The 21,140-nt window shown below is 52.1% G+C and carries 16 protein-coding genes; 2 read left to right on the top strand and 14 right to left on the bottom strand.

The annotated features are described in order from the left end of the window. Positions 1 to 96: 96 nt before the first annotated feature. The 10 genes from ptrA to L975_RS12895 form a co-directional block, all read right to left on the bottom strand. A complete protein-coding gene (ptrA, locus tag L975_RS12940) occupies positions 97 to 2,973 on the bottom strand; it encodes a pitrilysin (protein ID WP_047709009.1) in 2,877 nt (958 codons plus the stop codon). 62 nt (positions 2,974 to 3,035) lie between these two features. Further along, positions 3,036 to 6,491, bottom strand: coding sequence for an exodeoxyribonuclease V subunit gamma (recC, locus tag L975_RS12935; protein ID WP_047708968.1), 3,456 nt, complete (start codon positions 6,489 to 6,491; stop codon positions 3,036 to 3,038). A 354-nt stretch (positions 6,492 to 6,845) separates the two neighbouring features. Beyond that, positions 6,846 to 7,820: an ABC transporter permease gene (locus L975_RS12930; RefSeq protein ID WP_039045202.1), complete on the bottom strand. Its 975-nt coding sequence runs from the start codon at positions 7,818 to 7,820 to the stop codon at positions 6,846 to 6,848. Next, positions 7,820 to 8,923, bottom strand: coding sequence for an ABC transporter permease (locus L975_RS12925; RefSeq protein WP_047708967.1), 1,104 nt, complete (start codon positions 8,921 to 8,923; stop codon positions 7,820 to 7,822). Before L975_RS12925 ends, L975_RS12930 begins: the two co-directional genes overlap by 1 nt. Next, on the bottom strand, positions 8,920 to 10,530 hold the full coding sequence (locus L975_RS12920) for an ABC transporter ATP-binding protein (RefSeq protein WP_052181468.1): 1,611 nt from the start codon (positions 10,528 to 10,530) through the stop codon (positions 8,920 to 8,922). Before L975_RS12920 ends, L975_RS12925 begins: the two co-directional genes overlap by 4 nt. A gap of 152 nt (positions 10,531 to 10,682) precedes the next feature. Further along, complete coding sequence (locus L975_RS12915; protein ID WP_047708966.1) at positions 10,683 to 11,678, bottom strand: BMP family protein; 996 nt, start codon at positions 11,676 to 11,678, stop codon at positions 10,683 to 10,685. A 234-nt stretch (positions 11,679 to 11,912) separates the two neighbouring features. Next, positions 11,913 to 12,311 carry a prepilin-type N-terminal cleavage/methylation domain-containing protein gene (locus L975_RS12910; RefSeq protein WP_047708965.1) on the bottom strand — a complete coding sequence of 133 codons (399 nt, stop codon included), beginning with the start codon at positions 12,309 to 12,311 and terminating at the stop codon, positions 11,913 to 11,915. Then, positions 12,301 to 13,365 (bottom strand): hypothetical protein, encoded by a 1,065-nt coding sequence (locus L975_RS12905; RefSeq protein WP_047708964.1) that lies wholly within the window; start codon positions 13,363 to 13,365, stop codon positions 12,301 to 12,303. The genes L975_RS12910 and L975_RS12905 overlap by 11 nt, the downstream gene beginning before the upstream one ends. Further along, the gene (locus tag L975_RS12900; protein ID WP_218185600.1) at positions 13,362 to 14,171 is read right to left on the bottom strand and encodes a prepilin-type N-terminal cleavage/methylation domain-containing protein; all 810 of its coding nucleotides are present in this window, start codon (positions 14,169 to 14,171) and stop codon (positions 13,362 to 13,364) included. Before L975_RS12900 ends, L975_RS12905 begins: the two co-directional genes overlap by 4 nt. Further along, a complete protein-coding gene (locus L975_RS12895; RefSeq protein ID WP_047708963.1) occupies positions 14,171 to 14,707 on the bottom strand; it encodes a prepilin-type N-terminal cleavage/methylation domain-containing protein in 537 nt (178 codons plus the stop codon). The genes L975_RS12900 and L975_RS12895 overlap by 1 nt, the downstream gene beginning before the upstream one ends. Before the next feature lie 104 nt (positions 14,708 to 14,811). Here L975_RS12895 and L975_RS12890 point away from each other — a divergent pair, with 104 nt between their 5' ends. Next, positions 14,812 to 15,183 carry a type IV pilin protein gene (locus L975_RS12890; RefSeq protein ID WP_039045206.1) on the top strand — a complete coding sequence of 124 codons (372 nt, stop codon included), beginning with the start codon at positions 14,812 to 14,814 and terminating at the stop codon, positions 15,181 to 15,183. Between the two features lie 27 nt (positions 15,184 to 15,210). Here the strand turns inward: L975_RS12890 and L975_RS12885 are convergent, their stop codons facing one another. Further along, a complete protein-coding gene (locus L975_RS12885; RefSeq protein ID WP_047708962.1) occupies positions 15,211 to 16,053 on the bottom strand; it encodes a M48 family metallopeptidase in 843 nt (280 codons plus the stop codon). A 179-nt stretch (positions 16,054 to 16,232) separates the two neighbouring features. Between L975_RS12885 and L975_RS12880 the strand changes: the two genes are divergently transcribed. Further along, positions 16,233 to 17,495: an MgtC/SapB family protein gene (locus L975_RS12880; RefSeq protein ID WP_047708961.1), complete on the top strand. Its 1,263-nt coding sequence runs from the start codon at positions 16,233 to 16,235 to the stop codon at positions 17,493 to 17,495. A 177-nt stretch (positions 17,496 to 17,672) separates the two neighbouring features. On the opposite strand, the gene dnaJ is transcribed toward L975_RS12880, so the two are convergent. The 3 genes from dnaJ to L975_RS18465 all read right to left on the bottom strand — a co-directional run. After that, entirely contained in the window at positions 17,673 to 18,806 is a 1,134-nt protein-coding gene (gene dnaJ, locus L975_RS12875; protein WP_010864449.1) for a molecular chaperone DnaJ, read from the bottom strand. A gap of 91 nt (positions 18,807 to 18,897) precedes the next feature. Beyond that, positions 18,898 to 20,817 carry a molecular chaperone DnaK gene (gene dnaK, locus L975_RS12870; protein WP_010864450.1) on the bottom strand — a complete coding sequence of 640 codons (1,920 nt, stop codon included), beginning with the start codon at positions 20,815 to 20,817 and terminating at the stop codon, positions 18,898 to 18,900. 43 nt (positions 20,818 to 20,860) lie between these two features. Continuing rightward, on the bottom strand, positions 20,861 to 21,140 hold a 280-nt coding region (locus tag L975_RS18465; RefSeq protein ID WP_047708960.1), incomplete at its 5' end, for a hypothetical protein.

Here is a 21,140-nt window from a genome sequence, read left to right as displayed (position 1 = left end):
AGCGCTTCACAAAATCGCATCCGATAGCTAACTTCAAAAAAATAAAAGCCGGACAAGCCGGCTTTTAATACGCAGAGTTCTTAATGCACAGAGATCTTAATGCGCTGCGCTGTTACTGATTTTATCCAGCGCCTGTTGCAACGCCGATACCGAAGCCTCAGCACTCCACTCGGCCGGGTGAGCAAAGCCCTCTTTGCCTTTACCGCCTTGTACTTGCGACAGTAATGACAAGCCCGTACCGCGCATCACCGCATTATGGTAGAAGCTGTACACCTGTGGCTGGGTTAGTTTTTCCAGTGCCGCAATCAGCTGCGCACGCCCATTAAAGGCCGCATTGCCACGGCTGAAATCACCACTCAAGCGCTGCGCTTCTTCATCCAGCGTTTGTGGTGGCTGGCGCAGTTCATTGAGCAACGCATTTTTAAACTGGGCAAACTCCTCCGCCGGCATGCTCTGTAAACGCGCATCGGCTTGCTTGAAGAACGCCTGATAACGCTCGAACAAATAAGCAGGTGTCTTCTCTGGGGTTTGTAGAACAAAATTCAGCCCCCACTGGCGACCAACCGGCATCGCGTAACTGAATACCGCATAACCCAGTTGCTCTTTGGTACGCAGCTGATTGAAGAACAACGGCTGCAAAATTTGTCCCAGCAAAGCCGCTTGCGCTTGGCTATCACGCTCGCTGTAGCCGGTCGGCACGTACAACGCCGCCAGTGCGGAGTCCGAGGCCGAGATGCGGCGCGCCAAATAACCATGATGCGCACGGCTCACCACCACGGTTTCGCCATACCACGCCTGCTTACCTTGGGTTTGCAGTTGTGATTTGATCTGTGTGGCCAGATTCTTCACCTGCTCTTCGCTGAAATTACCCACCGCCAACAGCGCTGGCGTAGATTGCTGCAGCAACTGCTGACGATACTGCAACAGCTCATCCAGCGTGATGCTATCGAGCAGTGCTAAACGCTCGCTACGCTCAAAATACGGCACCGCCGAGAGTGATTGCAGCGGTTGCACCGCTTGCTGGTAAGCACGCATTTTCTCCACGGAGTCCAAACGATCGCGATACCACGCCTTCGCTTGCGCCAGCTGCGCCGCGGTTGGGTTAAAGTCGCGATAGCCTTGCAACAGCGCCAGCATCAGTTTTGGCAGATGCTGAGTAAAACCACTGGCGCTGACCTGCAGGCCATTGTCATTACCGCTGTTAAAGCTGATCCCGCCGATGGCCGCCTGATAGCTCAGCTCATCCAGTGACAAACTGGCCAGATAGTCAGTCAGAGCAAACAACACCTGATGGCGCGCGCTGTTATCGGCCTGCGGATTGCGCAGATCCAGCGTCACAACCCCTTTCGGCTCATCGGCAAAGTACTGGCTCGGTGCCAGCCATGCCTGCAGATCGTTTTTCGCGATCACCGCCACCGGTTGACCGTTATCGGTTTTAACCGTTTTTTGCAGACTAAAATCATCTGGGATATACGGATTCAGTGCCGGCAGTTTCAGGTTCAAAGCCGCGCCTTGCTGCTGCCACAACGTGAATTGCTCTGGGGTAATCCGGCTTACCGAATACGGCGCATTCACAAAGTAAGCTTTCTTGTTGTGCGGCTCTTGCGGGCTGATATACCAAATTCGTGCGTGCTGCGGCGTCATGCTCGCCAAGCGTTCACGGATCGCATTCGGGTCAAATTGATCGGCTAACACACCGGAATTGAGTACATTTTGCACCGGAACGCGCAGCATGTTGTCGGATAAATCCTCCACATAGCTCATATCGCGCGTGATTGACTGATAACGGAAATCCAGCATCAGCACATCGGCAATCTCGTCGAAATAACTCTTCTGAATGCCTTTTTGCTCCAGCTCACGCAAATAGCGGAACACAGATGCCACAATCTCATCGCGATGCGCCAAACCTTTATCGGTCAGCGAAATGTAGATACTGAAAGTCCCCGCATTACGCGCCAGCATCGGATCGGCATTGCTCTGAATGCCGTCAGCCAACCCTTGGCGCAGCAGCCAGTCAGCCAACGTACCCGGGCTGCGGTTATCCAGCATGTAACCGATATAGGTGTTCACTTTATTGCGAAACGCAGCGCTGTCATTCGGGATAGTAAAATCAATGCGCAGCGCTTTGATTGGCTGCACCGGCACGTAGTGCAGGATAATCCCTTCTTCTTTTTCGGTGGTCAGCGGCACGGTCACTTGGGGCGCATTAATCTTATGATCGGCAATGCGACCAAAGCTGGCATCGGCCAGTTTCGCCATTTGCTCCAGCGGCTGGTTGGAATACAGCACCGCTTGCATGATATTGGCCGAATAATAGCGCTGATAGAATTTACGCAGCTCCGTATGCAGCTTACTGTTCGGTTTATCGGACAGGGTTTCCAGATTACCGCCAGAGAAGCGCGCCGTCGGGTGTTTCGGGTTCAGGGTTTCTGAATCCACCCCGGCCATACGCATGCCATCACGCGAGCGCGCCATCACTAGCTCCGCATTCACCGCATGACGCTCTTTATCGCCATTTTTGGCATCCAGCAGCGGCTCGGCCAACGCATCGGCCAAGCGGTCAACCGCCGGATCAAAGGCGCTGTTTTCCACTTCCAAATAATACGAGGTGCGATACGGCGCAGTGCTGGCGTTATGGCTGCCACCGTTTTTATTTAGGAACAGGGAAAAGCCATCCGCTTCGGGATATTTCTTCGATCCCATCAGGATCATGTGCTCCAGATAGTGTGCCAACCCTAACTGACTGTTCGGATCGTCCATCGAGCCCACCGGCAAAGTGACCGCCGCCAAGGATTTAGTGGCTTTGGGATCGGACACCAGCAACACCGTCATGCCATTATCCAGACGGATCGGCTGATACTCGCGGCTATCGCGCTCACTTTTTTGCACCGGCTCTGGCAATACCTGCCAGGCAGCCAATGATTGCTGACTCCAAAGCAGCGGCAGGCAGACCAACAGACTCCATACCCACATTTTCCAACGCCACGGTTGGTTCAGTTGCCGCATCAGGCATCCTCCCTCTTTAACAGTTCAGGTCACGCACTCAAGTGCTGCATAACCGGTAATAAATAACGTGTGGCCTGCGCAGTAATTTGCGCCAGCGCATCGTCACTGAGACCACCGAACAAACGCTGCAAATACGGGTCTTCCCCTTCACCGTTATGTTGGTATCCGCCCAAATAACAATCGCGTAGCGCCCGCAGGGCTTTTTGCTGACTCTCCGCATCGTCGGCTATCGCGCCATCACGATAACAGCGGCTAAGCCATGCCCAGCCGGTTTTCGGCAACAGTGACAACGGAGTCTGTAACCCCAGCTGATAGCCTTCCAGTAAGCGCGTCAAATGCGCGCGCGCCTCAGGCTCCGCCAGTGGCGCAAAGGCATACTGACTCTCATCACGCCCCAGCATACGGCTCACGCCCGGCTCGACCGCGTGCTGATGGCACACTAGGCAATAGACCAGATGCTCCAACCATAAGTTCAGTGCATCTACAGCATTTAATGTGCCAGGACGCCAGCGCAGTAGTCCGTCATCTTGCACGCCTTGCAACCAACCGCGCAGTTGTAACGACGCGCTATCGTCGCCTAACTCCAGCTCTACTTCCCAATCAAAGGTGTCTTGTCGCTCATGGGCAATACGCGCTGACAAGGCCTGCATATCCGCTAACAGATTCTCCCAAATCAACTCGCCAAAGCTGCCGTACGGCAAACGCCCTTCGGCGCGCAGGCGGCGGAAAAACTGCTCAGGCGATTCTTGATTGAGCAAAATATTCAGCAGCTGCTGATTGATACCGTAGCGGCCTAAACCATCCAGACCAAACGGCTCATTATCCGGCACCCCTGCTTGCGGCGCGTCAAAACTCACGCGCAGTCGCTGGCGGAAAAATGCCCGTACCGGATGACGATAAAATTGCCGCACCGCATCGAGCTCCAGTTCGCACTCACCGGCTTCCGGCTGCCAACTTTGCGCCCAGAACGCCGGAGCTGGCGTTCCCGAACGGGATGCCGACGGCAGCCACTGCCCCGCAAAACTGCTCGCCTCGGCGTTCGCTGCCGGCGCCGTATCACCTTCCTCTTTTGGCTCCGCCATAAAGTTGCGCGGACTGAACGGCGTAAGTGTCTGTTCTGAGACTAAATGTGCCTGCAAATGTGGCTCGGCGTCAGTGTAAAGTTGTAACAACTTTTGCGGCGATGCACTGGAGGTCTGCGCCTCAGCACAAGCGGCTTGAATTGCAGCGGCATCCGCAGCCAAAATCCGACTTTGCAGCAAATAATCGAGCAATTCACTGACCAGTACCGACGGTGCTCGTGGCGTATTATCCTGCGCCGAGCGCCCAACATAGCTGATATACAGCTGCTGCTGAGCGGACAAAATCGCTTCCAAAAACAGGTAGCGGTCATCATCGCGCCGCGAACGATCGCCACGCTGACTACGCCCCGCCATCAGGTCAAAACCCAGTGGCGGCAGGCTGCGCGGATACACGCCATCATTCATGCCCAGCAAACACACCACTTTGAACGGAATTGAGCGCATTGGCATCAGGGTACAGAAGTTCACCTGACCGGCCAGAAAACGCTGACTGATCCGCTCATTATCCAGTGCCGCCGACAGCGCATCACGCAGCACCGCCAGTGATAACGGAGCATCAAAGCGTGCCAGCGCAGCCTGCTCCACCAGCCGCTCAATTTGGCGGGTGATCAGCGCCAATACCGGTTCGGTTTCGGTATCGCTGACAAACAGCTGACTGAGAAAATCACTCAGCAGCGCCGCCCAAGCCTGTGGCGTGTGCGCACGGCTGAAGGCTTGTCGCCACAGCGCCAAGGTTTCCAGTAACGCCGCCAATTGCCCCACCAGCGCGGCACGTAAACCCGACACCTCATCATAGGGTAGCTGATCATCGAACAGACCGCTGTCGGTGCGCATGGCATAACCCAACAACATGCGCTCGACCCCAAAGCGCCAAGTATGACTGCCGGTCACCGGTAAGCCCTCCGCGGCCACCGCCGCATCATCCAGCCCCCAGCGAATACCGGACTCTTCCACCCACTGGCGCAGCAACACTAAGCCCTGCTCATCAATGCCAAATTGACGCGCCAGCGCCGGCACTTCCAGCAACGCTAAAATTTCCTCGGCGGCAAAACGGCTATACGGCAGCTGCAGCAGCTGTAAAAATGCCTGCAAAATCGGGTGCGCTTGACTGGCACTACGGTCAGAAATCGAGAACGGAATTCGCTGTACCTGCTCACTTGCGCCAGTTTTCGCTCCCGCCGAAAACACCGCCTGAATGTAGGGGCTGTAGCGGTTAATATCCGCCACCATCACCAGAATATCGCGCGGCGTCAGGTCCGGATCAGCTTGCAGCAGGTGCAGCAGATGGTCGTGTAGCACTTCCACTTCGCGCATCGGGCTGTGGCAGGCATTGATGCGAATCGAGTGATCGTTTTGCGCCACCGGATGGCGTGGATGCTCGGCGTCCGGCATCAACACCGTGCCGTCATCCAGATTTAAGATGTCGCGCTGCAACTGATGCAGCAGGTTATCGGTCTGTGGCTCAACGAACGCTTCAATGTCATTCGGCTCTAATTGCGCCAGCAGATAAAAGTTATCGCGCCCCAACTTGCCCATCGATGCGAGCAGCGGATTGCCAATATTCGGTGGCGGCAAAAATGGTCGCGTGGTATCCCCATCGCGAGAGCGCCATTGGCGAGCCACCCATTTCGGATCTTGAATATCGCCCCAATAATGGCGACTTGGGTTGGTAAACATCAGGTGCACATCGCAGTGCAAGCTGAGCGCCTTGAGGGCGCTGAGGTATACCGGCGGCAAGGCCGAAATCCCGAAAATGAACAGCCGTTTGGGGATCCCTTGTGGGCGAGTGGGGGCCTGCTCGAGCGCTTGAATAAACTTTTGGTACAAGTTTGCTCGGTGCCAGTGTGGTTGACCAAGCTCGGCCGTTAAACGCACCAATTCACGCCACAATACCGGCTGCCACGGATGCTCATCAGCCAACTCGGCGACCGTTTCGCCACGCTCCCAACTGGCAATCCACTCCGGGCGATACACCAAATATTGGTCAAACAAGTCCGCCACGCGTGCCGCTAACTGATACAGCTTGCGCTGGTTCTCATCGGCATGTAAATCGCCTTGCAGATAATGGCGTAACGGCTCAAACAAAGGGTTATCTAGCTGCGCAGGCAACAGCGTCATCAGCTTCCATGTCATGGCCTCTTTGCCAAACGCACTTTGCTTCGGGATATCGGGCAACACGCAGGTAAACATGTTCCAGATAAAGGTCGCCGGCAATGGAAACTCCATGTTCGCGGCAATACCGAACTCCTGCGCGACCTGCAAACGCAGCCACTGCGCCATCCCCGGGCTTTGCACCAACACCACATCCGGTTCAAACGGATCGTCCAGCGGATTAAGCCGCATCAATTGACACAACAGGGATTTGAGCAGATCCAGCTGATTGGAGTGGTAAACAGTGAACACGGGTAACCCTCAGACATCCATGATGACACATATTGTCAGCTAACCGCCGAGCGGCTGCCAATACCGATTATTTATTATGATGACAGATTCAGGCGACTAAAAGGCAAAAAACACAAATAAAACATTAACAAGGAAGGGAAAAGGTAGCAGAAAATCAGGCCTATCACGCAACAAGCCACAAACGTCGCTTATTGCTATTACACGCCGTGGCACCGCCAGTTTCACGCTTGTAAGTTTTCGGCCAGCGCGCACAAATCATCACACACCGGCCCGAGATTAAGCTGTATTAACGTGGCATGTAAACTCGCTAATGCCCTGCACTCATGGACATCAGCGAGATCAGTTCGTCAGCCCTCAACGCTCTTTAATGTACGGCTTGCCCACCGCTTTTGGCGCAACTGAACGGCCAATAAAGCCGGCCATCAAAATCACTGTCAGCACATACGGCAGCGCCGAGAAGACTTGGGTTGGCAATACACCAATGCCTGGCACCGAGACCCCTTGCATACGAGTTTCCAGCGCGGTCAAAAAACCGAACAGCAAACAAGCACCCAGCGTTGGCCACGGTCGCCACTTACCAAAAATCACCGCCGCTAACGCAATATAGCCTTGTCCAGCGGTCATCTCTCGCCCAAAGCCCGCATTTTGCGCCACCGACAAATAGGCACCAGCAAACCCGCACATCACCCCCGCTAACATCACGCCGCTATAGCGTAAACGCGCTACCGAGATCCCCGCGGTATCCACCGCATTCGGCTCTTCCCCCGCCGCGCGCAGACGTAAACCAAAGCGCGTTTGAAACAGCACCCAGCCCGTCACCACCACCGCCACAAATGCCAAATAGACCAATAAGGTATGGCCGGAAATCAGCTCTTCATACAGCGGGCCGATAATCGGGACATGGGCTTTCATCCATTCGCTACCTGGCAGGGTCTGCACCAAAAAACGCTGCCCACTTTCCAATGTTGGCGTCTGCCCACCGCGCCCAAACCACGCATGCCCGAGCGTGATGGTCATCCCCGAGGCAAAGAAATTCACCGCCAAGCCGGAAATCACCTGATCGCCGCGCTGATTGATACAGGCATAGCCATGCACCAGCGACAATAAAACCGATGCGCCAATAGCGGAAAACAGCCCCAACCACACAGAGCCACTCACCGCAGATACCGCCGCGGCCATAAAGGCGGCAAACAGCATCTTGCCTTCCAAGCCGATATCCACCACCCCTGAGCGTTCAGAGAAAATCCCCCCCATCGCAGCAAAAATCAGCGGTACCGCCAGACGCAACGAGGAGTCCAGCGTAGAGAGAGTCCAAGTAAACACATCCATCAGCTTGGCTCCTTCGGTTCAAACCAGCGCTCAACCGGCACCCGAATCAATCGATCTAGCGCGCCGGTAAAGAAAATCACCAACCCTTGGATCACCATAATCAGCTCCGGATTAAGCTCCTGCATCTCAAATTGCAGCTCGGTGCCGCCTTGGTACAACGCGCCAAACAGCAGCGCCGCCAGCACCACCCCGACCGGATGATTACGCCCCATCAAGGCCACCGCAATGCCGATAAAGCCAAAGCCATTAGTGAAGTTCATGATCAGACGGTTTTGCGCGCCATACACCTCATTCACCGCCATCATGCCGGCCAAAGCACCCGACAGCGCCATCACAATCATCACGATACGCGCCGTATCAATGCCCGCATATTCCGCCGCTTTCGGGTTTTCGCCCACCACCCGAATGGCATACCCCAAACGGGTGCGCCACACTAGCCACCACACCGCCCATGCCGCCAGCAAGGCCAATAATAACGAGGGGTTAAGCAGGGAAAAGGGCAGCTCAATCCCGTGTCCGGAGGCCCATTCATGCAACTTAGGGAAAACCGCCGAGGGCGCAAAATAGCGCGAGTCAGTGGCATTGCCGCCTAATTTAGCGATGTGCTCCACCACCAGATAACCCATCAGTGAGGCTGCAATAAAGTTGAACATGATGGTGGTCACCACCGTGTGCGAGCCTCGGCGCGCCTGTAACCAACCGGGGATCGCGCCCCACACCGCGCCAAACAGCGCGGCCATTAAAATCACGACCGGCGCCATCACCCACATCGGCCAACTCTGATCAAAGGCTAAGCACACCAAAGTGATCCCAAGCCCGCCCAGATACGCCTGCCCTTCCCCACCGATATTGAATAACCCCGCCTTAAAGGCCAGCGCGACCGCCAATCCGGTAAAGATAAAGTTAGTGGCGTAATACAAGGTGCTCGACAAGCCGCCGTTTTGTAAATTCAGCGCCCCATCCACCATCACATCAAACGCCCGTAGCGGGTCTTCCCCCACCATCAGCACCACCAAGCTAGAAACGCCCAGCGCCAGCAACAGCTGCAACAGCGGGATCAGTGCGCTACGTACCCACGCCGGCGCCATTTTTCCCTGCATCATGCCTTCTCCCCATCTTGCGACGCACGCTCGGGAAACTGGCTGCTGGTCATCAGCAAGCCGAGCTCCCGCTCATTAGTCTGCGCCGCTTTCACTTCCCCGGTGATTGCGCCATCGACCATCACCAAAATGCGATCGGCCAGCGCCATAATTTCATCCAACTCGACCGACACCAGCAGCACTGCCGCGCCAGCATCACGAGCCGCAATCAAATTACGATGGATAAATTCAATGGCGCCGATATCCACCCCACGGGTGGGCTGGCCGACCAATAAGACCTGCGGCTGACGTGACATTTCACGTGCCAAAATCAGTTTTTGCTGATTACCGCCGGAAAAATTGGCGGTTTTGAGGGAAGGTTGTGGCGGACGCACATCATGTGCCTGCATCAGCGCCTGTGCCGCATTCTCTACACGGAGCGGATCGAGCGAGCGACGCCCATATGCCGCATCATACTGGTAACCCAAGATGGCGTTTTCCGCCGCCGAAAAACTTTTCACTAAGCCTTGCCGCAGACGATCTTCCGGCACATGGGCTACCCCGAACTGACGCAGTTGCCGCGCATCGCGCCGATCCTTGGGGCCCAGATTCAGATTGCCTTTTTGCGTGGTCAGTGTCAGCTCACCGATTTGCGGTGTCAGGGTTCCGGCCAACACTTCCAGCAGCTGCGACTGGCCATTTCCCGACACACCGGCGATCCCTAAAATCTCACCGGCACGCAGTGCAAAACTGACATCCTTCAAACGCCATACGCCTTGCGGATCGCGATAGCTTAAATGCGATGCGCGCAAACAGACCTCACCAGGGTGGCCCGGCGCTTTATCGACCCGCAGCAACACTTTGCGCCCAACCATCAACTCCGCCAAGGCCGGTGGCGAGGTTTCTGCGGTTCGGCAATGCGCCACCATCTCACCACGACGCATCACAGAGACCGCATCAGTGATCGCCATGATCTCTTTGAGCTTGTGAGTGATCAGCAAGATCGTCACTCCTTGCGCACGCAAGGTATGCAAAATCGCAAATAACTGCTCGGCTTCTTGCGGCGTGAGGACCCCCGTCGGTTCATCCAAAATCAAAATGCGCGCCCCGCGGTACAACGCTTTTAAGATTTCCACCCGCTGCTGCATGCCAACCGGTAACTCGCCAACTACGCTGTCGGGATCGATAGCCAAACCATAACGCGCCGCAATCTCCTCCAACGCCTGACGCGCCTGACGACGGCTATGACGCAGCAATGCGCTGCTCTCCGCCCCCAGCATGACGTTTTCCAGCACTGTAAAGGTTTCCACCAACATAAAATGCTGATGCACCATCCCAATTCCGCAGGCAATGGCTTGCTGAGAGTTATGGATAGTGGCCGGTTGACCATCAATCAGGATCTCGCCGCTATCGGCTTGATAAAAGCCGTACAGGATGGACATCAGGGTTGATTTGCCGGCACCATTTTCACCGACAATGCCATGGATGGTGCCTGCCGTAACCTGCAGGCAGATATCGTGGTTGGCCACCACCGAACCAAAGCGTTTGCTGATGTGGCGCAGCTCAATAGCCAACGCCCCTTGCTCAGACTTTGCTAATGATTCCGGTAACGGCTGGAAGGGTTGTTGCATCCGCCAAGTCCTTTGATCACAACTGCCGGACATCATGTCCGGCAGAACAACATTCGATCACCGATAACGCACTGATTCACGACAGCGCTACCGATACCGCTTAACGACATGCCTAGCACATCACGCATCACACATGCCTATGCCTCAGCGCCTTAGTATTGGCAGGACTGCGTCAGATTGTAATCGTGCACTTTCACCTTGCCATCGATCACCGCTTGGCGCAGATCGTTCATCTGTTTTTCCATCTCTGGCGTCACCAGCGGACGGTTGTATTCATCCAAAGCCCAACCAACACCTTGCTCTTTCAGCCCCAGAGATTGCTCACCGGCGGTGAATTTGCCGTCTTGTGCATCTTTAAAGGCATTGTAGACCGCAACGTCGACCCGCTTAACCATCGAAGAGAGCATCACGCCCGGATGCAGATAGTTCTGGTTCGAGTCAACTCCGATAGCGTATTTCTTGCCATCCGCAGCAGCCTGATAAATCCCAACCCCCGTGCCGCCCGCCGCAGCAAAGACGACATCCACCCCTTGGTCAAACTGGGCTTTCGCCAGCTCCGCTCCTTTGGTCGGATCGTTCCACGCCGATGGCGTCGAGCCGGTCATATTCACTTGCACTTTCACCGCCGGCTGCTGGTATTTAGCCCCTTGCTCAAAGCCACAGGCAAAGTTACGGATCAGCGGAATATCCATGCCACCGATAAATCCCACATGCTGGCTCTGCGATTTCATCGCTGCCAGCGCGCCGACTAAAAAGGCCCCTTCTTGGTCTTTAAACACCACCGAACGGACATTCGGCATATCCAGCACCGCATCAATCAGCACAAACTGCGTGTTTGGGAACTGCTTCGCCACTTTTTCAATCACCGGTGCTTGCTGGAAGCCCACCGCCACAATCGGACTAAAGCCCTTTTGCGCCATACGCAACATCGCTTGCTCACGTTGCGCTTCATTGGTTATCTCGAACTCACCGTAGTTAATGCCAGTTTCTTTCTTAAACTGCTCCGCCCCGTTATAGGCTGACTGGTTGAACGATTTATCAAATTTGCCGCCCATGTCATAAATGACCGAGGGCTTGAGGGGTTGAGCTTGGGAAACGGAAGAAAGCAGTACGGTAAGCGCCGACAGCAAAAAGACACCCTTTTTCATTCATCACTCCTTGAGATATGAAATGAGGTTGACACGATAGTGAGTATGGCATCGCATAATTTCGTATAACTGATCACTATCTTACGAGTTGGTGAACAAAAAACATACGTAATTACGACAAAGATTAGAAAGTATTAGATATGGATCACGAAGCCAAACGACCTGACTAATTCAGCATATATGCCCACAAAAAATGTTACGCATCATCACTGAAATACGACCACTCGCCTGAACCTACTGATACACTCCACTGCCCATTTTGGCAATCATCAAACGGCTAACTTTTTGATAACGTAAACTTTGTTCCTCTCCACGATAAGAGTAATTAACTGACACGGTATATCGACCTGCACCATTAATTTCAATGCGTTCACAGTTTATGACGAAGTCAGTGTCTAGTTCTTTAACTATCTGTTGAGCAGGGCAAACGAGGAGTGATTGACTAGACTTCATCTTAGATGCAATAATTTCTAATTCATTATTAGCTATCCGTACGGCTCGCTTACTTAAATCGACCTCTTCATACGCCCTTACCTGCTGGCGTTGATACTGCACTAAAGCAACTGAAGAAATACCTAGCACCAATACAGCAACTAACACTTCTATTAGTCCAAACCCTCGATTAATAATCACGCCAGGTACCTCGAGTAAAGCCTAATGTAGACAGACTCTTATTTATAGCATTCAGTAATATTTCGTTATACACCATCGTTAACGATCCTGACGTAGTACTGAAACCAGAATCAGTAACCAAAGCACCTGAAATATTCAAGCTACCAGTCAGTCCCAATGTGCTTGCCAATCCTTTTTTATCAATAAAAACAAACATCCCTGACATCATTAATGTTCCTCCAGGAGGCCCGCCAAGGACTAGATTTGGTGACGTACTCCCCGATAAGTTTTCTACTACCAATGTAATTGCTTTAACTTGATCAATAGAACCGGTTGGATTACCTGCCGAAATTGGCGCAGGTAATTTACACTCAGCTGTATTCATAACCAACCATACATTCTTATTTTTATTAAGGTATTCGCTAGGATTAGCCTGAGCAAAAAACTCCTCACACGTTAACTTTTTAAATGCCGTATTGGATGAGGTAAATCCATCACCTAAATAATGTTCTGAGGGGAGTTTATTTTGTAAATGTTCCGCGTTAGGTTTAAGTGGTTTATTCGAAGGCGCTGCACTACCACTAATAGTGATATCTCCACCAGAAACAATGCTGTTCACGCCACCAGCGATGTTAACCGACCCACCAACAACAACAGAACCTTTAGAGATAAAAGCAGAATCAGGAATAGTAACCAAGCCAAGTAGTTTCATGATATTATGCTTGATAATATAGCGAATGCTTGAGCTGTCATCACTACCTCGCCCTTTAGAGTTGACGATAAAGTTGCCTGATGAGTCATGCTTAATTACACTCACATCGACCAATGGCTCCGAACAAGGTATGGAGCTGACAGTAGCTTGCAAATCATCTGGATTTTTACCTGCCAACCACATGCGAGCACAAGTCAAACCAGACTGCGCATTATTATAGGCTTCTAATGCTACAACACTTTCTTGCTCGTTTTTTATTCTCTGGTAAGTTTGATGCCCTGCGGTAAGAACTGCCATGGCCGCTAATAACATGATGCTCAGAACTACCGTTAAAGTAGCAAAACCATTTTGATAAGGTTTCATCGTAACGGGTTCTCCAAAGTAATAACTTGCTTGATTTCACCTCTAACAGCTGGGTTACTAGCCAAAACCGCGCGAATATTTAATTGATAGCGAGGATAAATTACTGCATTATCGCCACTGTCAACAATTTCATTAGAATCCGTCGTTCTAGTTAATGAAAAAGCCTCAATTCGCATAAAACGTGAATCAGTTATCGCCTCCCAATTACCTTTTGAGTTATTACATAGTGCACCTGAAAATACACTGTCATTACATGACACTTGCCCGGGCTGTAACTCAACACCAGGCCGAATACAGTCAAAGACAGGTTGAGATACTGCATTTTTCATTGTGTTGTTTGTTACTTCAATGACATTATCTTTTTTCCGATACCCAAAAATCTCACCCAATGGATACTTAGTGTTATTTTTGTCATTCAAAAAACAATCCGCACCTGGTAATTTGGCACCGACACAACCATCCATATTCAAATCATAAGTAAAAACAATGCACTCACCCACTGATGCGATGTAGTTTCTGAAGTAAGCTTTACCACTAGCGGGGAGCCCCTGTTCATGAACCGAAAAAAAATCAACATTAGATTTACTTTCTATCGTTTGATTGTGCTCAAAAGCGCCTGCCCGCCGAATATCTTTACTTATTTTTAGCGCAATAGAACTTAATTCATTATCTAATCGTTGCTGCTGCTCAAGAGCATTCAATGTGGCATTAGAAAAGTTCAGCATACTGCCAATAGCTAACAACACGCCAGAACCTAACATCATCGCTATTAGCAATTCAATTAGACTGAAGCCTTGCGAACGCATTAACCGCATACCTGACCTCCAGCATTATCAGGGGTAGTCAGCCCACACTCTCGCAAGCGTGCGACACTGGATATAAATATTTTTCTAGCGGTGGCACTTGAGATACTAGGCGCATCGACAATCACATTAGACGCATCCGCAAGCCCACGAACACCATTAAATGTAAATTGAAGAACATAGTTAGATGCAGGTAAAGATACGCCGTTTACACTAATCTTTATTATTTTTGATGGCTTATGTTTTAGTATTGGCAACCCAGACGGGCTTTCACACTTGGTCACGTTAGTGCTTTGCGCTTGATAATCTGCGACAAAACAATAACCAGACAAATCACTTATTGCATATACCTTAACCACGCCATTGGAATTATCAGCGAAGTGCTTAACCCTCTGCAAATAAGAATAAATCAGTTTAGAGTTACTCTCTATTTCTTGATTAGTTTTCATCAACTGATAGGATGGCAGCGCAACAGAGATAAGAATCACAGCAACCACGATTGCGACTAATAGCTCAACCAAAGTCATTCCTTTTTGCATGACTCGCTCCTTTTTATTCGCTACTATTATCTCCTCTAACTTAAATAAAACGAGCCATCCCGCATTTTACTTAGAGATAGATTCCAATTATCAGGGAAAGAAAAATGAAACGTGGATTTACGCTAATTGAACTTATGATTGTCGTTGCAGTACTCGGGATTTTAGCTGCAATAGCAGTTCCTGCTTATCAGAAGCATGTCACAAAATCACGACGTTCCGATGCCATAACACAATTACTGCAAGGTCAGCTAAAACAAGAGCAACTTTGGCTAACTAAATCCCCGCGAGCATATAGCAATCAAATAAGCGAGCTCGGCTTTACCAACAATAACTATTACCAATACTCTATCAAATCATCCAGTAACAATAGCTATACACTGCAAGCCACGGCCCAAAACTCGCAGCTAAGAGATAGCGGCTGTACTACGCTTACCATTGATCATAGTAATAATAAAACGCCTCCCGATTGCTGGTAACCGCATCCGAGAGGTGCCAGCGGACGCTTAACGCTTACACTGCGGACGCCGTCCTGCAGCATGCGCTTGTTGCATCAACGGTAAAGCTCTGGCTTCCCATGCTTGTAGTTGGCTGATACGAGTCTGACTCGACGGGTGCGTGGAGAGCAGCGCCACTGGTGCAGTGCCTTCTTGCGCCGCCATGCGCTGCCACAAAATCACGGCCTGACGCGGGTCAAAACCGGCCTGCGCCATCAAGGTTAAGCCTAAGTCATCGGCTTCACTTTCTTGCGCTCGGCCATACGGCAACAGCACCCCGACCTGAACCCCTAAGCCAAGCGCCGCCATAGCCTCTTGTCCGTATGCCTGCTCACCTAATACCGAGCCGGCGATGTTCATTCCGAGGGCCGCTAACTGTGACCGCGATAGCCGCTCATTACTGTGCTGCGCCAGCACATGCGATACTTCATGGCCAATCACGGTCGCCAGCTGATCTTGATTTTCAGCCACCTTCAGCAAGCCGCTGTAAACGCCAATTTTTCCGCCCGGCAGAGCAAACGCATTAACCTCTGGGCTATCAAACACCACCACTTCCCACTGCTGAGCACTAACTGCCGGATCGCCGGTATAAGCAGGCAAGGCCGAAGTCACCGCATCGGCGACACACTGCACATAGCGGCGAGTTCGCGCATCTTTCACCACCGGTTGCTGCTGCTTTAGCTGGCTAAACGACTGCTCGCCTAACTCCGCCATCTGCGCCGGTGAGTACATCAACACTTGCGAACGACCGGTCGGCGATGAAGCACAACCGGCTAGCCCGTAGGCCAATAGCGATACCAACATGCCGCGTTTAAGTATTTTGTGGACTGAAGGAAGACATCCCTGCTGCATAACAAACTCCGTCAGATTTTCCTAAGCTAACCATTGAGGTGAGATTTATTGCTGCGCACATTACCGCCCAGCTCAGCGAACTGCAAGCCTAGTACTTGCCCAGATGATTGATGATAATTTGTCCACTGCAGTCGTGCGGAGTATGCTGAAAGAATAAGCCTGCGCAGGGAGTCGACATCATGGAGCAGAACCTGCAATTAGCCCCGTTCTGGACACTACTGATCGCACTATGTCTGGGCGCGGTCATCGGTCTACAGCGCGGTTGGACATTACGTAATGAAGAAACTGGGCGACGCATTGCGGGGATCCGCACCTACTCACTGATCGGACTAACCGGCGGGATCAGCGGCTTACTGTCGCGCGCCTTCAGCCCGCTCGTCTTAGGTTTTGTACTGCTGGCGCTGGCAGCGATCATTGCACTGGCCTACCACTATCGCCAACAGCAGCACATGAATCTCAGCATTACCGATTCGGTCGGCATGCTGCTCACTTGCCTGCTTGGTGCACTGGCCACCGCCGGTTATCCGCTGTTGGCCGCGCCGGCGGCCGTACTGACCACGCTGATTTTGGATAACAAGCAAGAGCTGCACAATGCACTGCAAAAATTACAAGAGTACGAGTTAGATGCTGCTCTGCGCCTGCTGCTGATCTCGGTGGTCATGCTCCCGCTGCTGCCCAATGAAGGTTTTGGCCCTTGGCAGGCCATTAACCCGTACCAGATTTGGTGGATGGTGGTGTTGATTGCAGGGATCTCATTTATCAGTCATTTCGCTATCAAAATCGGCGGTCCGCAAAAGGGTATTCTCTTTACCTCGGTCTGTGCGGGGTTTAGCTCCTCTACGGCACTGACGCTGCAATTTTCGCACCTGTCGCGCCAAGAGCCTGAACTGAGCCCACTGCTGGCCAGCGGGATTTTGCTCAGTTGCGGCACCATGTTTCCGCGCGTTCTGCTCGTGTGCTTTGTGCTCAATCCAGCGCTGTTCCGTGAGCTGTGGCCGGCGATGCTGTTAATGATGCTCGGCTTTTATCTGCCCGCCAGCGTTATCTGGTGGTGTCACCGCCACCAGCAATATCAGCAACCGGCCAGCAGTCAAAACCCGCTGTCGCTCTCGGCGGCACTGTTTTTCGGCTTATTGCTGCTGCTGATTATTGTTCTGTCCAAAGCGTTAGGACTGTGGTTTGGTCAGGCGGGCACCTTGCTGCTGGCTGCAATATCAGGTTTAACCGATGTGGATGCCATCACGCTGGCCCTCGCGCAGCAAAGCCGGCACGGCGCGCTGACCATTGCGGTACAAGGGATTTTTATTGCCGCCGCCGTTAATAGCGTGGTTAAGATGGCCATGACTGTGTTTATCGGTAATCGCCGGTTGGGATTTTTGACCGGCGCACCGGTACTGCTTTCAGTTCTCGCCGGCAGTCTGCTCTTGCTGCGCACTTTTTAATGCGCCGGTAATGAACACGCATAAAATAACGCGCATAAAAAACCCCGTCACGCCAAGGCGAACGGGGTTTTCAGTCAGCTATCTTCTCTAATCATCTAAAACTTCACGCACTAGCGTCTTAACTCGTTCTCACCTCTCGGCACCACGATATGACGCCGTGAGATGATAGAACTGCGCTTAGCGAGTCAGATCGTCGAAGAATTTCTTCACGCCATCAAGGAAGCTTTTTTCTTTCGGGCTGTGCTTGCTGCGTGCATCACCGGTGAAGCTCTCTTCCAGCTCTTTGAGCAGCTCTTTTTGACGCTCGCTCAGTTTCACTGGCGTTTCCACCACCACGCGGCACATCAGATCGCCCACAGCGCCACCACGGACAGATTTCACGCCCTTGCCACGCATACGGAACATACGGCCAGTCTGGGTTTCGGCTGGGATCTTCAGGTTAACCCGACCATCCAAGGTTGGCACCTCAACTTCGCCGCCCAGAGCCGCCATGGTGAAGCTAATCGGCACTTCGCAGTACAGGTTGTTGTCTTCACGTTTGAAGATTGGGTGATCTTTAACGTGCACCTGTACATACAAGTCGCCAGCTGGCGCGCCAAACTCACCGGCTTCGCCTTCACCGGACAGACGAATGCGATCGCCGGTGTCTACCCCTGCCGGGATCTTAACCGACAGCGTCTTGGTCTTCTGCACACGGCCTTCACCGTGGCACTTGTTGCACGGATCTTGGATGATCTGGCCACGACCATGACAGGTTGGACAGGTCTGCTGCACCGCGAAGAAACCTTGGCGCATCTGGACTTGGCCGGCACCGTGACAGGTCGGACACGTGGTTGCCTTAGTACCGGCCTTAGCACCGCTACCATCGCAAACATCACAAGCTACCATGGTCGGTACCTTGATCTCTTTGGTTACACCTCGAACCGCTTCTTCCAGAGTCAGTTCCATGGTGTAACGCAGATCCGCACCACGGCTGGCACGTTGCGAACGGCGGCCGCCACCGAAAATGTCACCAAAAACATCACCGAAAATATCGCTGAAATCTGCACCGCCGCCAAAACCGCCTGCGCCGCCCATGCCACCTTGCTCGAACGCCGCGTGACCATACTGGTCATATGCCGCTTTCTTTTGAGCATCCGTTAAGATCTCATACGCTTCTTTAATTTCCTTGAAGCGGTCTTCAGATTCTTTGTCGCCCTGATTGCGGTCCGGGTGATATTTCATTGCCAGACGCTTGTACGCCTTTTTAATTTCCCGTTCATCCGCCTCGCGGGAAACTCCCAGAATCTCGTAATAATCGCGCTTCGCCATAATCTCTTTCACCTGCCCCTACATGAATGTACGGGCGCAGGATCTGCATCCAACGCCCGTACCATGTTCTCACAATCCCTTTATCAAGGAATTATTTTTTGTCTTTAACTTCTTCGAACTCAGCGTCAACAACGTCATCGTCTTGTTTTGCTGAGCCGGTATCCGCGCCGGATTGAGCCTGAGCTTGTGCTTGCGCTTCTTGCTGGCCCAGTTCCATCAGCTTGGCAGATGCTTCAACCAGAGCTTGGATTTTCGCTTCGATGTCGGCTTTATCTTCGCCTTTCGCCGCTTTTTCCAGCGCAGTCAGCGCTTCTTCGATCTTGGTCTTTTCATCTGCTGGCAGCTTGTCACCCAGCTCGGTGATTTGCTTACGGGTACCGTGGATCAGGTGATCCGCTTGGTTACGGGTCTGTACCAGCTCTTCAAACTTACGGTCTGCATCCGCGTTAGCTTCAGCATCACGTACCATTTGTTGGATTTCTTCATCGCTCAGACCAGAAGATGCCTTGATGGTGATCTTCTGCTCACGACCGGTGTTCTTGTCTTTAGCAGACACGTGCAGGATACCGTCGGCATCGATATCGAAGGTGACTTCGATCTGCGCTGTACCACGTGGTCCTGGCTGGATACCTTCTAAGTTGAACTGACCCAGAGACTTGTTATCACCGGCACGCTTACGCTCACCCTGCAGAACATGGATGGTTACTGCAGTTTGATTGTCCTCAGCAGTAGAGAACACTTGGCTGTGCTTGGTCGGGATAGTGGTGTTCTTCTCGATCAGCTTGGTCATCACGCTGCCCATGGTTTCGATACCCAGAGACAGAGGTGTTACGTCCAGCAGCAGTACGTCTTTCACGTCACCGGCCAGAACACCACCTTGAACCGCCGCACCGATAGCTACTGCTTCGTCTGGGTTCACGTCTTTACGTGGCTCTTTACCAAAGAATTCAGCAACTTTCTTCTGAACCATTGGCATACGAGTCTGACCACCCACCAAGATCACATCATCGATCTCAGAAACAGACAGGCCGGCATCTTGCAGCGCAACTTTCAGTGGCTCCAGAGAACGCTGAACCAGATCTTCTACCAGTGATTCCAGTTTGGCACGGGTCACTTTGATGTTCATGTGCTTAGGACCGGTAGCATCTGCAGTGATGTACGGCAGGTTCACGTCGGTCTGCTGTGCAGAAGACAGTTCGATCTTGGCTTTTTCTGCTGCTTCTTTCAGACGCTGCATCGCCAGTGGATCGTTACGCAGGTCGATACCCTGTTCTTTCTTGAATTCGTCTACCAGATAGTTGATCAGACGGTTATCGAAGTCTTCACCACCTAAGTGAGTATCACCGTTGGTTGCCAGTACTTCGAAAGTCTTGTCGCCATCCATCTCGTTGATTTCGATAATGGAGATATCGAAAGTACCACCACCTAAGTCATACACAGCGATGGTGTGATCACCACCTTCTTTGTCCAGACCGTAAGCCAGTGCCGCAGCAGTTGGTTCGTTGATGATACGTTTTACTTCCAGACCTGCGATACGGCCGGCATCTTTGGTTGCCTGACGCTGCGCATCGTTAAAGTAAGCAGGTACGGTGATAACAGCTTCAGTGACTGGCTCTCCCAGGAAGTCTTCTGCTGTTTTCTTCATTTTCTTCAGAACTTCAGCAGACACTTGTGGTGGCGCCATTTTCTGGCCTTTCGCTTCTACCCACGCATCGCCATTGTCCGCTTGAACAATTTTGAATGGCATGATGCTTTCGTCGCGCTGAACTTCTTCGTCAGTGAAACGACGACCGATCAGACGCTTGATAGCAAACAGTGTGTTTTGCGGGTTAGTTACTGCCTGACGTTTTGCCGGCTGACCTACCAGGATTTCACCGTCTTGAGTGTAAGCGATGATGGAAGGCGTGGTGCGATCACCTTCGCTGTTCTCAATAACACGTGGCTTGTCACCATCCATGATGGCAACACAGGAGTTGGTAGTACCCAGGTCAATACCGATAATCTTGCCCATAGTGCATCTCCAAAACTTTAACTTAAATTCTGTTTAATCCGGGCTAAGCCAGTCCACATTCTTGTCTGTGTTCGCTTAGGCTCACCCGTCGCTCTTGCGGTTGATTAATAAGTGGGGTCGCATTTTTGAACCTCAAGGGGGAGAAGCGAAATTTTTTTAATTTTTTTTGCCCCCCGCAGTGAAACTGGACGACCGGGTATTTTTTCAACCGTGTATTGATTATTTCAACAATAAACGTATCATTCGCGCGCGCAGTTAAGCGCATTAAAATTTTCTTACATTTTCCCCTAATTTTTATTTTCCGACGGTATGCCGTCTTTTTT

Source organism: Plesiomonas sp. ZOR0011 (assembly GCF_000800945.1).
Classification (GTDB): Bacteria; Pseudomonadota; Gammaproteobacteria; order Enterobacterales; family CAMTGL01; genus Plesiomonas; species Plesiomonas shigelloides.
This window is presented reverse-complemented; position numbering and strand designations above follow the sequence as displayed.

What these genes read in the sequence shown, in the direction of transcription:
- L975_RS12895 (WP_047708963.1), bottom strand. Translation starts at nt 14,707, where the DNA reads ATGCAAAAAGGAATGACTTTGGTTGAGCTATTAGTCGCAATCGTGGTT.
- ptrA (WP_047709009.1), bottom strand. Translation starts at nt 2,973, where the DNA reads ATGTGGGTATGGAGTCTGTTGGTCTGCCTGCCGCTGCTTTGGAGTCAG.
- L975_RS12885 (WP_047708962.1), bottom strand. Translation starts at nt 16,053, where the DNA reads ATGCAGCAGGGATGTCTTCCTTCAGTCCACAAAATACTTAAACGCGGC.
- L975_RS12890 (WP_039045206.1), top strand. Translation starts at nt 14,812, where the DNA reads ATGAAACGTGGATTTACGCTAATTGAACTTATGATTGTCGTTGCAGTA.
- L975_RS12900 (WP_218185600.1), bottom strand. Translation starts at nt 14,171, where the DNA reads ATGCGTTCGCAAGGCTTCAGTCTAATTGAATTGCTAATAGCGATGATG.
- L975_RS12905 (WP_047708964.1), bottom strand. Translation starts at nt 13,365, where the DNA reads ATGAAACCTTATCAAAATGGTTTTGCTACTTTAACGGTAGTTCTGAGC.
- L975_RS12930 (WP_039045202.1), bottom strand. Translation starts at nt 7,820, where the DNA reads ATGGATGTGTTTACTTGGACTCTCTCTACGCTGGACTCCTCGTTGCGT.
- L975_RS12925 (WP_047708967.1), bottom strand. Translation starts at nt 8,923, where the DNA reads ATGATGCAGGGAAAAATGGCGCCGGCGTGGGTACGTAGCGCACTGATC.
- dnaK (WP_010864450.1), bottom strand. Translation starts at nt 20,817, where the DNA reads ATGGGCAAGATTATCGGTATTGACCTGGGTACTACCAACTCCTGTGTT.
- dnaJ (WP_010864449.1), bottom strand. Translation starts at nt 18,806, where the DNA reads ATGGCGAAGCGCGATTATTACGAGATTCTGGGAGTTTCCCGCGAGGCG.
- L975_RS12915 (WP_047708966.1), bottom strand. Translation starts at nt 11,678, where the DNA reads ATGAAAAAGGGTGTCTTTTTGCTGTCGGCGCTTACCGTACTGCTTTCT.
- L975_RS12920 (WP_052181468.1), bottom strand. Translation starts at nt 10,530, where the DNA reads ATGCAACAACCCTTCCAGCCGTTACCGGAATCATTAGCAAAGTCTGAG.
- L975_RS12880 (WP_047708961.1), top strand. Translation starts at nt 16,233, where the DNA reads ATGGAGCAGAACCTGCAATTAGCCCCGTTCTGGACACTACTGATCGCA.